Raw genomic sequence first — 15309 nt, forward strand, 5'->3', positions numbered from 1 at the left:
GTAGATCGCCAAAGATCAGGTTTTGCTTTGCATGCACAACCTAGAAGGCGTTGAGGGAACGGCTCCAACCGTCTCATTTCGTTAGTCTAGAGTAGACCTCTGTCGTGAGGCCTACTTTTTGATTAAAACAACTTCGAAATTCGTCCTGCCAGCTGCCAGTCTTTAGAGTTCGCAGGGCCATGTCGACGTTAAGTGTGGGAGCGGCGCGGAGCCGTGGAAAGCATAACGGCTCACGCACGATTAGAATTCACCGCTGCACAACATCAACAGCCTCGATATTTTCGTTCAGCGCTGAACGACCGCTCCAGGCACGCGCCGCGATAGCGATTTCAATGAACGCGCAGTCGGAGGGCAGATTGTCGATCCGATATCCATTGCCCTGCCGAACCAGATTAGCTTCGAGTAACGCGCTGGTTTGTCCGGCGCATTTAACCAAGACATCGATATCCTGCAAAGCCTGTTGGGAATCGATGCTATGCTTTACGATGATTGAGAAAGGCCGCTCGGGCGCTCTCAAAAGGCGACGGGCGACGACGCCGCCCTTGCTTGGCTTAACCGAGATTTCGAGCTCCTTGCCGCTCAGACTGGGTTGCGCGCGCAATCCGGCTTGATCCGTCAGGCTCCAATCGAAAGGTGGATAATTATCTGACCACGCGCCAACGGCATCGGTCGCGTCAAAACCTGCGATCCTTTCATATAGCGAGTAGGCTGTAGCAACGTCGCCCTCGCGTACCAGACTGCGCAACAACGTCTGGTCGGTAACTTCGTCGTCGAACGACATCTGACCGCGCAGTTCTGCCAAATTACGCAGCGCAGATGGCTGGCGGGCAGCAAAGCGGAAAAAACGACCATGCCATTCCGAGGACCCGTCGAGAATCTTGGCAAACTCATCGATTGCGCCCTCTTGCGCGAAGATATTGATGAGAACCGGAAACAACTCATTGTACTGACTGGGTTTGACACGAAGGATACGGTCGAGGGACGCGATCGCCGCAGGGTAGTCCGCATCGGCAACCTGCTGCTGCAAGACCACTGCCTGAAGACGAGGCTCGCGCCGATTCAAAGCCAATGCCGCATCCAAAATCTGCTTGCGCTTTGCCGGTTCATTCTCAGCAAGCGCAAGAATTGCGTGTGCTTTGGGCGCCAGGGGCTCCAAGCGATAGGCCTCGAGAGCCCACGGCCGGGCCGCCTTTGCGCCCTCCTCGGGCGAGCCGGTCGCTTCGGTTGTCGCCAGGAATACAGCAGACGCGATGTTCTCGTAGGCCAACCCGTTTAGCGGGAACGCCGCGATAGCCGTGTCCGGCGCCTTCTTCGTTAGTGCGATCCCCGCGGACTGCGCACCGAGCGCGGCCGCGAGCACCAACCCGAGCGTGATTGAGACACCGAGGCGAACAGGACGAACGACCTTCATTGCGCAGCCTTATGCTGGTTCTGCATCACGCTCTTCACCATAGCCATAGCCGTAACCGTAGCCATATCCGTAGCCATAGCCGTAAGCCGAGTTGTTCTGGCTCACCTTGGTGACGATCGCGCCATATACCTTCGCACCCGAACGCTGCAGACGACTCAGCGCATTCTCGATCCCGCGGAGCTTAAGCCGCTCAGTCTGGATCACGAAGATCACACCATCAACGGCCTTGGACATTTCGATCGCATCGGCGAGTGCTAGCATCGGTGCACCGTCGATCAACACCTGATCGTATTGACCGCGCGCCGCTTCGATGATTTGCGAGAAACGGTCACCCGCAAGCAGTTCGACAGGGTTCGGCGGGGTCCGCCCCATCGGGAGGAAGTCAAAGCCGAAGTCCTCGAGATGAATGATCTGCGATGCCATATCGGTTTGCTGATTGGCGAGCAGCGGCACCAGCCCGCCCTTGTCATAATCATGTAGATCGAGCGTATCGCGGAGCTTCGAATTACGCAGATCGGCATCGATCAACAGGACACGCTTGCCCAGTTGCGCGAAGCTCGTGGCGATACCGAGCGACGAAATGGACTTACCTTCCGAAGGCACCGAGGAGGTGAACATAAGCACCTCGGGCGCGCCTTGCGGAGTCAGGAAGTTCATGTTCGTCCTAACCGTCGTGTAAGCTTCGTTGATATGCGAAGAACGCTCGGTGATGCGTTCGACCATCGCCCCCTCGGTGTTAAGCGGGATGGCACCTAGCAATGGAAGATGCAGACGACGGCGAACGTCCTCCGGATCCTTGAGCGTCTGGCTTAGGGCGACCTTCAGGTAAACCAAACCACCCGCCAAAATCAAACTGGTGATGAGCGAAATCAGTACATTCTGGATCAGCGATGGCGCGTAGGGTTCAGCAGGAACATCCGCCTCATCAATGATCTGAATATTGTTTTGTCCAGCACCAGACGCCTCAAGCTCCTTGAAGCGCTGAAGCAGCGCATCATAAATTTCTCGGTTCGTTTCAACCTCTCGCTTAAGGATTCCGTAGCTTATCCCTTGTCCCTGCTGGCTCAAAAAGCGCTGCTTGACCTGTTCAACTTGATCACGGAGCTCTGCTTCTCTGATCCGTGCCGAATCAAGCAGACCGCGAGCCCCGCCGGAAATGGCAGAACGCAGTGAATTTACTTCCGCCTGTTTCTCTTGAACTTCAGGATACTCAGGTCCGAAATTCGCGCGCAATACAGCTAACTCAGCCTCGGCTTCGCTCAAATTTGTCAGCAGTTGATTGCGCGGATCACCGCTGGGGAAATTCCCTCCAACTACCGCAGCCTGAGCACTGACACGATCTGCCACTGCAGCGGCGAGCGCCATATTAAGCGCCTGTAGATCCGCTCCAACAAGAGTTTGGCCAGCGCTTTCCGCGCCGGACTCGCCACCTGCATTGAGCACAAGGATCTCGTTGGCATTCGCGTATTCGACAAGTTCACGCTCGGAATCGGAAAGCCGCTCCCGCAACTCTGCGATCTGGCTCTGAAGAAAATTCCGGGCCTCAATATTGGCGCCAAATCGTTTCTCATAGTTAGCAGCTACGAATTCCTGAACCCAAAGGTTCGTTATCTCGGCCGAAACCACCGGGTCGGGGCTCGAGAATGCTACGTCAACAAGGCTTGATTGCGAGATTGGGCTGATATTTACATTGTCGAGTAGTATTCTTTCGATAGTTTTAAATTGTGCCTCTTCTTCAATCCCGAATGCCTCGCGAAAGGCTCGGGCCCTAGACAGATTTCCTGCCTCCATCACGCGCTTGGCCATAAATCTGGAGACTAGAAGCTCATACTGTGTGTTCAGATATTGAAGTTCCGACATCTGACTGTCTACTTCAAGCGAGTCGATATTGGTCACGTCGGCAGTTACCTGAGACACTTCCAAGCGCGCACTGGCTTGATACAGCGGAGTGGCCAAGAGCGTAAAAAGGATTCCGATCAGGAAGCCCAACGCAATTATCCCCACCAGCCAGTACTTAAGTCCGATAGCCTCGTGCCAGTAACGCTCTAAGTCTAGGCTGAATGCATCCTCCGCGGATGAACGACCTTCGGCAATTTCGTGACGGTCGCTAAACTCTGAGGCCACTTGCGCCGTAAAGTTTGAATTATTCAACGGCCAATCCGATCGATTAAAATAGCTGACGTCGAGAGCAAAGGAGCAAAACGCAAGACACTGTCTAACCGCCGTCGACTAGGTGAGTCCCCCACAACAATAATGTCATTAGGATAAACAATCGGATCTCCGTAGTTACCCCGCTGGATTGCCTGTATGTTATAGGCTCCTATGTATCGCCTTCCAGCGACACTTCGAAGGATCAGAACATCATCCAACTTGGCGTACTCCGCCAAGCCGCCTGCTTGATGGACTACACGCAGCAGGGACTGCCGACCAAGAACCGGGTATTCTCCGGGCTCGTTCACTTGCCCTCCAACAGAAACCGTCGGGGGCGGGATCTGGGACGGAATGACACGCACCTGCGGATTGAGCAAATAGCTACCGCGCAAGAGGTTGGCAATCAACTCGGCGGCCTCGTTGGGGGCCAGCCCCCCGAGATCGAGCAAACCGACCAAAGGAAAAGAAATGCGCCCTTCGCCATCGGTCAGATATGTTCCGCTCAAACGTTCAGCACCTACGACTTCGATTTCGAGCGCCTCTTGGGGACCAATAACATACAGGTTCTCGAGACTAGGCGCAGGTAGCTCCTCTAGCTCTGCAATTTCGATACCAGGCGCCTCGCCATAAGCCCGATCCGTCACACACCCCGAAAGCGCAAAAGGCAACATCAACCCAATCATGGCTAATGCAACGTGTCTGATTGATTTTGGTGTCGTCATGAAGCGCGCCTTAGCGCATTCTCAGATTGATGAAAGCTCCGTTGCCATAGGAATTTCCACAGGAACCAAGCTATTTTATCTTTTCGCCTCGCGCATCGCGCGAAAGTGCGAGTAACAACCAAACAGTGACTAGCTGAAAAAGTGGGGTTCTCAATGGATAATCGATTAAAGACGCCGCACCTATAAGCGTAAAAACGCTAACCCAAAAAACGGCATCAATCCTAAAATTCTGATGCGATGCCATGACGGCAACGCGCTTCACCAGCCAAGCGAGAAGTCCCATAAGAAGGACCCCTGCCAACGCCCCCCCCTCTATAACGAATTGCGCCCAGTCGTCGTGCGCTTGATTGACATAAGACGACATCAGTAGTGCTGACGGCTCATAAATGTTATAAACTTGCTCAAAGGAACCAAACCCAGTCCCTAGAAGTAGATGGTTTTCGAGCATCTTCGCAAGAACTGGCCATAATGACCAGCGGAGATCCTCTAAATTATCCCTTGCAAGAATGTCCCGAAAGGCAGGCGCGCGGTCAAGCGCCAGAAAGGATGCCGCCGTCAGCGTCACGATAACGACCGGAATAGCCAATAGGATGGCTGGCCGCCCATCAAGCGCCCGCTGGACTACAGTGCTAGCCCTGCCCCCCTCACGATGACGCGAAGATAAAACAATCATAGTTATCGAAACCAAGCTTGCCCCGATCGCAGCTATAAAACCAGCCCTTGAACGCCCAACCAAGGCAACGAATAGAATGAAGAAAAAGGCTACAACGTAGACCAGTCGCTCCCATGAAGCATTCGACCCTTGACGCACCCTCAAGCCCAATAAAGTTACGACCAGCATAGAGCAAGCCGCAAATATTGCGGCGTGGTTCTCATTCGCCAAAATACCTACAGGCGAGCTGCTGTTGGTAACTTCATAGAAATAGAGAATGCTGGATTTCCCAATGGCGATCTGAAGAAGGCCCAATAATGCATTGAGAACGCCTAGAGCGACAACAATTTGCAATAAGATCAAAGAAGACGCGCGCAGAGCAATTGCCGAAAAGAGGCCGGCTGCAGGCACAACAAGACTGCCGAGCACGTTCCAAGTTCGCACTGGTGCTAGCGTTAAAGGCCGCCAAACTCCTTCCTGGCCAAGCACAGCGTCCAATTGAGAAACTTCGAGTCGTTGCGGGAAGCTCTGCCATAGCAATGGCGGCAACGGCACGAGCTGCAAAGCAACAATTAACGCGAAGGAACCGAAAAGGACAACCAGCGAGCGCTCAGCCTTAAGTCTTTCTTTGGTCAAAAAAAACAGCGAGAGAACGAGGAATATCGCGGACAGTGTCCGCAGCGGTAAGATTTGGATTGCATCAAACCTGGAGGCCCCCCCGGTGAACGCTACCGTGGTCGCCAAAAGTCCGAGCAGTATCCAGCCTCTGCTTACGTCCTGATCCGATGTTTTTAGTTGCCCTTCTCGCTCACCAGCACCTGCCATCCTCAGCGTCATCCCTGCCATTTAATAATGCGCAACTGCCGTGCGTCCAGACGATTCAAAAATGCATTGGTCATGCCGCAGTCAATAAGTCTAGGCCCATATGGCGCGGACAGCGTCATATCCACAAATACCAGAAAGCCCGCCTATACCGCGAAAAAGCCTTCATGAAACTGCGACTTATCAAGCCGCCCCTTGCCCATTCTTTACGGCAGGAAGCGGCACCAATGACATGACCCCCGGCTTTCCTCCAGCTGGGATTAGAACCGAACGGTTGTTTTGCGCATCAGCGCGGTTGAAGCAATGAGCTGCATAGCGGAGCCCCTAGAGCGTAGCAAAGCAGGCCATTGCTTATCCAGTTTGGCGGCGAACGCCGCTTGGGTTGCGAAGACGATGGATGAGTGAGGTCTCTCCAGAGTGTAGTCTTCCATCCAGGCCGCGATCTCGAGCTCGGCATGAACCATGTTGGAGAACAGCGTCTCGTTGAAAAGCTCGTCCCGCATCCGACAATTGAAGCTCTCGACATAACCGTTCTGCATCGGCCTTCCCGGCGCGATGTGATGCCGCTGCACGCCGATCTTGCCACACCAAGCCAGCACCGCATTACGGGTGAGCTCCGTGCCATTGTGACTGACGATCATGTTGGGCTTGCCACGCTGGGCGATCAGCTCGGTCAGTTTGCGTACCACTCGGCGACCGAAGATCGAGGTGTCGGGCACCGCTGCCAAACAGTCACTCGTCACGTCATCAACCACGTTGAGTACGCGGAACCGCCTTCCCGTCGCTATCTGGTCATGGACGAAGCCAAAGCCACAGCGCTGGTTTGGAAGAGGGAGCACCGGAGTCGGCGTCCTTGTGCCTACAGCACGCTTGCGGCTGCGTCGTCGCCTCACCGCCAAGCTTCCTCCTTGCAGACCTTCTATGTCTTCTAACGGTTGACCATGATTCCATCCCGGCGCAGCAGCATACGCAGACGGCGATAACCGGACTGCCGAAGCTGTGTGACCAGTTCGCGCAGCTTCTCGCGAAGCGCAGCGTCATAGTCCCGCTCGGCACGATAATGTACGCGCTTGCGATCGGCATCGATAACACGGCACGCCCGCCGATCGCTCATCCCATGGCATGCTTGGAGAAAAGCGGCATCCACCCACTTCACGGCGGCCGACACCACTTTTTTGTAAGCAGATCCTTTAGAGCTACTTTATCGAGCATCGTGTCGGCCAGCAGCCACTTCAGCTTCGCGTTCTCGCTCTAGAGCTCCCGCAGACCTCGAGCCTCAGATACCTCCAGCCCGCCATACTTGCCTTTCGAGTTGTAGTACGTCGCTTCAGACGCCCCATACCGACGGGCCAGACAGCGGTCTTCGCGTCCCACTCAGCCTCCTTCAAAAATTCGAATGATGCGCTCCTGGGAAAACTTCTTACCCTTCATCGCCTATCCGTCCCTCAAGCCAGCCTTTAATCAGGTTTGAATGCAATCAGGGGCTCACGCCAGCGAGGCTGAATAGTAAATCCGACTTTCTATTGGCATATCCGTGAGTTCGAATTCAAAAGTAAGCATACGGTATGGATTTCTTCGCCACGGCCTTCGTTCTTTTGCTCGAGTTTTTAAGAGGCAAGCCTGCCCGACGAAGAAAATTTAATTTCAACGCCGCAAGGACAGTCGATGAGTGTGGCCCTGATTTCAGGACCCGCAAGTTACGGCGACCTTATTAGAAAAACTCCTAATGAGAGATATCTAACGATTTAAGCCGCGAGGCCTTCAACGCGGAGTAAATCGCCATGCTGGATATTGACAAAACTAGCGTGATCGCTGCGCCAGTCGCACCGTAGGCTGACATCAGAAAGTAACCCGGATAGATGGTCATTACCGCGCCAATCAGCGACTGCACGATGACATCGTTCATGCGTTTTATCGCCTTCAGGAACGCGACCGTCAGAGCCTGCGCAGCCGAAAGCGCCGGGATGATTGAGAGCACGAGAAGAGAATAAAACACTGGCTCCGGATCGGAACTGTATAGAAAGCCAATGATCTCCTGCCCGAAGAACCAGAACGATCCGAACAACCCAATGCTGAGACCAGTAAATGCGAGTATCAGCAACCAAATGAACTTCCAGCTCTCATGAGCCTCTCCACGGTACGAGGAAACCGCGAACTTTGGCAGCAGCAGGTTGACCAGCGTTACAATCAGGTATCGAAACGGCATCAGGAGGTTGGACGCCATGCGGTAACTAGCCACTTGGTCGAGCGTGCCCCACACGCCCAGCAGCGAATACAAGGCATTGTCCGGAACCCATTTCAGCGAACCAGCAACCAGCCCCTGCGTCGCGAAGGTGCGGTGGAAGACCCACAGTTCCTGCCGGTCCAGCGCCGCAGTGGTCGGACGCAAGGCTTCGTGGAGAACCTTGAGGAAGAACAGGATTGCAAGCGAGCCTGCAAGCGATGCTGCGCCAAGGCTGGTGAGGATGAAATCGATCGTGATAGCATCGGAGAAGTACGCTGCAACCACTGCAGCGGCGTAGGAAACGACGTAGACGACCGAGCCCACCAACGCGATGCTCACTCGGTCGATCGAATAACACAGGCGCTTGGCCATCATCAACATGGCGAAGCTGACGAATACGAATATGAGAATCAGGCAGATTTCGATATTTTGCGCCGATGCGCTGCAAATGATGAGATAGCCTAGTGATCCCACTGCACCCAGAATAACCGACAGGCGCAAGAACAAGCTGACGACATAAAGAAAATAGCGCCGGAAATGCTCACGACCCGTCTCGGGTAGGTTGACGGCAAAGGCATCCATGAACATCGCGTTGGACACCATCTGGTAGAGTACCACGAAGGTGTAGATCACCGCTAGAAGCGCGTATTCCTTTCGCGGCATCAACGACTCCAGCACAATGAAGTTGAGCGATGCCGACAGGCCGTAGACGACTTGGTCGGCCAATGCCCAGACATAGGAGAGCTTGAGTTTCACTTGAGCCTAACGCTTGGCAGGAGGTCGCGGAAGATGATGCGGTTAATGGCATCGCTTTCGAAAGCCTTCTCGGCATAGCGCCGGCCCACCTCGCCCATCTCGGCGATCCTGTCGGTGTTCTCGGCGAAGTATATCATCTTGTCCGCTAGCGCCTGGCTGTCCCGGCTCTTCACGACAAAGCCCGTCACGCCGTCATCAATTTGCTCGCCGCAACCGGGCGCTTCAGTCGTAATGACAGGGCAGGCCATGCTCAGCGATTCTTGGATCGAACGCGGAAGGCCCTCGGGATAGAACGTCGGCAGTACCAGTACCGCGTGACGGTGGAAGAATGGGCGCGTGTCGGGCTGGAATCCGAGCCAGTCGACATGCCCCTCGCGATCCCAGCTTTCGATTTCCTCACGTGTGGCAGAATCAACGTTTTCGTCCACATCGCCGATGACGGTGCACTCGACCTCGGGATACTTAGCGCGAACCTTTTCCGACGCTCTGACGAATTCGACGACCCCCTTGCTCTTGAGCAGGCGGCCGCAGAATATGAAGCGCAGCGGCTGTTCGTCGTAGTCGTGCGGCGCGTAATAATCGATGTCGAGGCCAATGCCGTTCAACTGCGTCACCCGGCCCGCCTTGCTGCCCATCAGCCCACCCGCGAAAGCGCGATCTTCCTTGTTGAGAACGAAAACCCGGTCGGAAAAGGGCAACACAGCGCGGAGGGTAGTGGTCACCGCCCGCTTCACAGCCTGGCGCTTGAAGCTGAACGGTGCATTCTCGCCGAACAGCATGCCGCGCCCTTCTATCATCGAATAGACGGTGGGCACCTTGGCGATTTTCGCGGCAATGTTGGAGACCACGATGGGCTTGAGGAAATAGCAGAACACGACATCGATGTTCAGGCGCTTGAACTGCCTGACGAGATCCCTGATCGAGACAAGCGCGCCCAGCGGATTTGTGCCCGATCGCTCATGCTCGAAGTCCACCGGCGTCGCCCCTAGATCTTCGATGGCCTTGCGACTTTGCGCGTCGTAATCGGGCGCGAAGCAATGCACGCGAAAACCGTGCTCGATCAGAAAGGTGATCATGTGTCCGCGAAACTTTTGCATCGTAAATGCGGCGTTCCCGACAATGGCGAAGTTTTTAGAGATGGGGCCCCCCTCAGTTCAATTTGCCGCTATAGCATGCGGATGCGCGATTGCAGGCGACGCAGTTGCAAAGCTATGAAAACTCGACTAAACTTGGCTTTAAGCCATCCGTCCGTCCCTTCCGTGAAAGCACGGTAGCCATCTGTCCAGATGCGCGTTTCGGCAAGCCGCAACAATTCGTATAGGACAAGCCGTTCGCGCAAGGCGCCTTGCTCCTGCGCAGTATGGCCGGCACCGGCTAGATATTCGTCAATAAAGCCCTGAACCAGCTCCTCGACCGGAGCGTCAGACGCCAAGGCGATGGCCGGATTCGCCATCAACATTGCGCGGGCCATGCCGATGGCGAAAATCGCCGCGTCGCGAAGCGGCGAAACCGAATCGACAGGATGAGAAAAATCGATGACGTGAATTGTGCCAGCCGCATCGAAGATCAGGTTCTTGGGCGAAAAATCGCCGTGAATCGAGACCGCCGGCTCGTTCTTGCCAGATGCCAGCCGATTAAGCGCTTCCGCGTTGCGCCGGGCAAACCTAGGAAATTCGGCGGACACATCGCGCACCAGATCGGCTGCAGGCTGTCGCAAGGCCTCGTCCGGCCGGGGTTCGGAGGAGTGATGGATGGTTGCGAGCGCGCGCACCGCCTGCCTTACGTAGTCGAGTTGCGCAGCGCGATCCGGGTTGCACTGCAGTAAGATGTCGAGCCGCGTCCCTTCGACAAATTCCATTAATGCGGCGTCGTATTGCTCATCGATGTAGTGCGATTGGGGAACCGAAAACGCCCCTTTAATGTCGGAACCGGCGACGGCGTTCATGCGCAGGGCGGCGCCGCGGACTTCGTGCGAATCCGGATTGCGATTGACCTTGAGCAGGTAACGTTTCCCTGCCCCCTCCGCGCGTAGGCAGACACTGTTCCGGTTGTCGACGATCCTCCGGACATCGGTGAACGGCACCCCCATCTGCTCGCCAGCCCTATCAAGAACCGTAAGCCCAATACGCTCGCATTCATCGGAAGAGCGAAGTTTCTCGGCATCGAATAGCACTCGCCTCGCATTGGCGATGATCATTCTGAGCGGCCTTCGTCCAGTGCCGCCTCGATCCTTGCGATGACCTGCGCCTTGTCGGCGCTGCCGGTGTCGATCGAAATCGTGTTCAGCCCCATCCGTTCGAGCTCGGCGATCATCGCGCGATGTAGTCCGAGCTTTTCGGTGTATTTTTCGAACGAAGAGTCGACATCGACCTGTCGGTGGTAGGTGGTCTGCGCATCGGCTTCCAAATTTGCAAGCAAGGCCGGCCGGGGGACCATCGGTTCGAGCAGTCGGAAGAATCCTTCTGAAACGCCATAGCGCTGCTGCAGGCGGACGAAGTCGTCATAAAAGTAGCGGTCGAACACCAGGTAGTCCCGCAAGGAGAAGCGGGCCTTATTCGCCCTTATGGCAAGTAGTGTGAGCATGAGGTAAGCTGCCAGCTTCTTCATCGTTGACGGACGCGCCGGTCTGCCCTTGGCTTTAGCAAATTGCGCTTCCTCGGTTGCCGCATTGTGTTTCGTGCTCTCCATGGGCCGCCGAAAAGAATTCACAACGCGCGCGAAAATACTGTCGAACTGGTGCTGGTACTCGGCATCGTACCCCGCCGCGGAAAGGCTGGCCTGCAAGTTGCGTGCGGAGGTAGTTTTGCCGGAGCCGTCGATACCGGTGATTGCTATGATCTTTGCCATTGTCCACCTGTGACCCCGTGGTTTGCGCGCGCCCCTTGGCGTTCGCCCGAAGAAAAAGCAACCAGCACGAGTATCCATACGAACTTGGTCCGGTGCCTGAGCGCCACTCCGTCATTAACCGTGTTGAGCCCAAAGATCAGGCATAGCAGTAAGTATCCGGCATAGAGAAATACCCGCGGATCGCGCCCCTCGCGCCTGTGGAGCGAACGTATCGCCATAATATGGAGCATCATTTGCAGCACCAAATCGCTCACCTTTATCAGGGTAGCGCCGCTGGCCACGCTAATTTCCCAAGGGAACGGCGAAAAGATCAAACGGATCGTCATGTAGATGGCCGCGAAAGCCTGATCGATCACGGGGATCCCGATGGTGCTTTCGGGATAAACGTAGGCCCCTTCGCCGCGGGACTTCGCTTCTTGGGCATTCGCTAAAGAATCAAAGCTGATCGAACCTGAGGATTCGTCCAGCAGTCGAGCGACACGCGGAATCGACTGGATTAAGTCAGTATTTAGAAGGAATGCGAGAGCAACCGCCACGAACACAAGGGCAAATAGATTCAGCGGTCGGAGGATTGCTTTGAACGATATCGTCACATGGGCGGCCCAGGCGATGAGAATGATCGCAAGGGCAGCCAGTCCGATATGCAGGTAGATCGCAACCGCGATCGATATAAGCAGCGTCGGGTTTGTCATGACGCCAAGGCTGCGCGGTTGAGATATCAGGACTCGGAAGAACAGCGCAATTACCGCGTAGATCAGCGCCTCGCGCATAGGCACGGCCGAGTACAACAAGATGATCGGATTGATCGCCAAGACCACAGCGATCAGAAATATCTTCCGCCTGTCTAACCCCAGTATCTTAGCTGCAAGCATAATATTGTAAGCGGCGAACGTCGTAAAAGCGGTGTTGACGAGGGGGATCAGCGCTACGTTATATCCGTCGACATAGAACAGTAGCCCAAGGAAGTTGGAATACGCGTAGCGCGCCGTGAATGGGAGAAATTCGATCCCTGTCCAACCCCATGCGGCGGCCAGCTGCAGACCGATGGCCTCAAAAGTGACAGCATCGACATCGGCCCCCGGAAGGGGGCCCCATGTATTGTTTACCAAGCCAACCACGATCTTGAGCGCTACGCTGAAATAAGTGATCAGTAGGATGTTGCCGCCAAACTCCGCCCGCATCTTTTGCAAGATGGTGAAGATCGCCAGCAGCGAGAGTAGTGTGAACAACGGAAACATGACCTAGCGAGCCGATTTTCTTTGGAGATAATGCAACAGTGGGGTTAGCGGCCCAGGATCTTGCGACCTACGCGCATCACCGGATACCAAGCCAACGACGCCGTCGCACGCAGGAGACCGGCGGCACCGGTCGCTACGCCGTATTGTAAGTGAGACTTGGCAATAACGCCAAACGGAATGCGCATAGGCTTGCGATCAAGCGCAGGCGACCGTCCATGGGAGAACTCGCTCATAGCAAGGTCGCAAATCGCCTTTAGGCAATAAGAAAGACCCAGCGCCTTCGCGATCACGTCCATCCGAGCATGATCGAAGCCGGGCTTCTTCAGAGTCTCTGAAATATGCACCATCTCGCCAATGGTGAGGCGGTAGTTCTCAATGGTCACGTGTGCGACCTGGATGACCATGTCGAATTCATCGGTTGGCACTAGGATTTGCGACTTCGCGTCGGGATTTTCCGGGTTGCCATACTGCTCTGGCAATTCGCGCCACAGCAGTGCAGGGTCGACCCGGTCAAGCATGAAAGGCGTGGCATAGCGCCAGCGCACACCGCCGTAAAAATGCGCGGCTGGCAGGACGTTGTCGATCGCCTTGTATTTGAGCTTGAAAGGCTCGACCAGCGTCTGCTCTAAGAACTCCTTCCAATTCGGCTTGCGCCAAGTCTGCCGGGTGACCGCGGCGCTTAACTTGCGCCAGTCTTTCTGCGAGACGATGATATCAATGTTGCTGTCGACATAGGGATAGCTGCGGATTGATTTGATGGTGATGAACTGCACGCCGCAATCAGCAAACACTTCGGCCAGCCGGTGTATGCCGGTCCAATATTCGCGATTGTCTTCCGCGAATTTGGGCAGGAGATATTGCAGGTTCTGCCGCGCCACCGCGTCCTCAGGCCAAGTCCTGACATCGCTGCTGATTTGTTCAAGATAGTGGGTCAATTTCACTCTTCGTACAATGTGCTGACGGCTCGGTCTGATTGCCCGATACCCTTTCAGACTAAGCTTAGCTACCGATGAGATTAGAAAGATGAGTAAGGTTGGAGTCCGACCGCTTTGCCAAAAGCTCCTGTGCGGCGGCGACTTTGGCCCGGCTTTGCGGCAGATCGGCGAGGATCGCCTCAAACTTGCCGGTCACATCGGCCACCGCGGCTTCGACGTCGCCGGTCGCTATTTCGGGTAAGGACACCCGCCAATCGTCGAGATCAGCTTCGTGCAGCATCGAATCCGATTTCGGCAAATAGGACAGCGCCACGAATGGCAGTCGGGCGTCGATCGAAAAGATCATAGAGTGCATACGCGAGCAGATGGCGATGGCACTTTCGGTCATTAAATTGATGATGTCGATAGGGCTCGTGGGTTCGAGAATGCGCATCTTCGTCGCTGCCTCGGGGGAGCAAAAGCCGACAATACGGTTTGCAAGAATACGGTCGCTGAACTTGCCCGATTCCAAATGCGGAATGAACATAACGTCGAGCCCTTGCTCGGAGATTTGCTCAGCCACCTTAGCGATGACGCGGCAATACTGGCTTTCCGCTTCTTCTCCGGCCAAACCGGCGAAGCGGGGCGAAACGAGCGTGATGCAGGCTCGCGCCGGAGATTCTGAGGCACAGCCCTCAGCCTGCTTAGCCGACGCAGCAGTAGCGCCACCTTGATAGGTCGCCAGAGCGAAGGCAGCATCAGCCGTAAGTTTCACCTTCGACGGATCAATGCCCAGAACCTCAGTGGAATACTCGTACGAATACTCATCCCGCGCCAGAACCAGCGAAACGCGCCGCAGGACGAAGCCCGCAACCATCCGGCCGAAGCCGCTTTCGAACGGGCCGATACTCTGGGCATAAATGACCGTCTTCTTGCGCAGAATGATGGCGATCCAGATCGTGATGAGGTGGATAGGCACCGAATAGGTCGTGCCCCGATCCAGTAGGAAGCCACCGCCCTTGCTGAGCACGACATCGGCATCAAGCACGGCGGAGCCAAGGTCCGTAGTCCGGGCAAAGCGTTTGCGCAGAGCGAAGGGAAGGACCGTGAGCGACATGCAGAATGCCACCGCCTTGAGGCCATATGCGATGACCACCAGCCGCGCCTTCTTCCCTACCGGCAGCTGGTAGAGATCGGACACTTCGTCCGGATAGGCGATTTCGTCGTTGGCACGGACCTTGGCAACATAAACCTCTTCGATCTGGTTGTTGCGACGGAACGGCGATGCAACGGTGATCGATACATCGGAGAACTTCTTTCGCAGCGCTTTCAGCATGGCGAGCACAATTCCGTGATCGCCGGCATTGTAATAATTTATCCCGTGAAGGATGAGCACATTTTTCACAGTAGGTTCCCAGAAGCGGACACTAACCTCCCTGTCCCCACAATTCACTGAGCGGCAAATTGTGAGGTATGGGAGATCAAATATAAAGCGAAGATGCAACCTGTTAAGCGGCTCTGGCCTTACAATCAAGCTGTGTCGTCTAACGGGCGCAAAACTGTCGCACTAAC

11 protein-coding genes and 1 pseudogene are annotated in these 15309 nt (G+C 55.4%); all 12 read right to left on the bottom strand.

The features are described from left to right. Window positions 1-247: 247 nt before the first annotated feature. Complete coding sequence (locus N6L26_RS05850) at window positions 248-1411, bottom strand: hypothetical protein (RefSeq protein ID WP_263607101.1); 1164 nt, start codon at window positions 1409-1411, stop codon at window positions 248-250. 9 nt (window positions 1412-1420) lie between these two features. Beyond that, on the bottom strand, window positions 1421-3562 hold the full coding sequence (locus N6L26_RS05855; protein ID WP_263607102.1) for a GumC family protein: 2142 nt from the start codon (window positions 3560-3562) through the stop codon (window positions 1421-1423). After that, a complete protein-coding gene (locus N6L26_RS05860; protein WP_263607103.1) occupies window positions 3559-4284 on the bottom strand; it encodes a polysaccharide biosynthesis/export family protein in 726 nt (241 codons plus the stop codon). Before N6L26_RS05860 ends, N6L26_RS05855 begins: the two co-directional genes overlap by 4 nt. A 70-nt stretch (window positions 4285-4354) precedes the next feature. Next, complete coding sequence (locus N6L26_RS05865) at window positions 4355-5782, bottom strand: O-antigen ligase family protein (protein WP_263607104.1); 1428 nt, start codon at window positions 5780-5782, stop codon at window positions 4355-4357. A 236-nt stretch (window positions 5783-6018) separates the two neighbouring features. Next, window positions 6019-7189 (bottom strand): annotated as a pseudogene (locus tag N6L26_RS05870) (IS3 family transposase). Between the two features lie 292 nt (window positions 7190-7481). Beyond that, entirely contained in the window at window positions 7482-8738 is a 1257-nt protein-coding gene (locus tag N6L26_RS05875; RefSeq protein WP_263607105.1) for a lipopolysaccharide biosynthesis protein, read from the bottom strand. Then, entirely contained in the window at window positions 8735-9814 is a 1080-nt protein-coding gene (locus N6L26_RS05880) for a glycosyltransferase family 4 protein (RefSeq protein WP_412071345.1), read from the bottom strand. Before N6L26_RS05880 ends, N6L26_RS05875 begins: the two co-directional genes overlap by 4 nt. A gap of 89 nt (window positions 9815-9903) precedes the next feature. Further along, complete coding sequence (locus N6L26_RS05885; RefSeq protein ID WP_263607106.1) at window positions 9904-10935, bottom strand: phosphotransferase; 1032 nt, start codon at window positions 10933-10935, stop codon at window positions 9904-9906. Further along, a complete protein-coding gene (locus N6L26_RS05890) occupies window positions 10932-11585 on the bottom strand; it encodes a hypothetical protein (protein ID WP_263607107.1) in 654 nt (217 codons plus the stop codon). The genes N6L26_RS05885 and N6L26_RS05890 overlap by 4 nt, the downstream gene beginning before the upstream one ends. Further along, window positions 11570-12814, bottom strand: coding sequence for a hypothetical protein (locus N6L26_RS05895; RefSeq protein WP_263607108.1), 1245 nt, complete (start codon window positions 12812-12814; stop codon window positions 11570-11572). The genes N6L26_RS05890 and N6L26_RS05895 overlap by 16 nt, the downstream gene beginning before the upstream one ends. A 53-nt stretch (window positions 12815-12867) precedes the next feature. Beyond that, window positions 12868-13758 (bottom strand): hypothetical protein, encoded by an 891-nt coding sequence (locus tag N6L26_RS05900; RefSeq protein WP_263607109.1) that lies wholly within the window; start codon window positions 13756-13758, stop codon window positions 12868-12870. 64 nt (window positions 13759-13822) lie between these two features. After that, window positions 13823-15142 (bottom strand): polysaccharide pyruvyl transferase family protein, encoded by a 1320-nt coding sequence (locus N6L26_RS05905; protein WP_263607110.1) that lies wholly within the window; start codon window positions 15140-15142, stop codon window positions 13823-13825. Window positions 15143-15309 lie beyond the last annotated feature (167 nt).

This window comes from Qipengyuania sp. SS22, from assembly GCF_025736935.1.
Lineage (GTDB): Bacteria > Pseudomonadota > Alphaproteobacteria > Sphingomonadales > Sphingomonadaceae > Qipengyuania.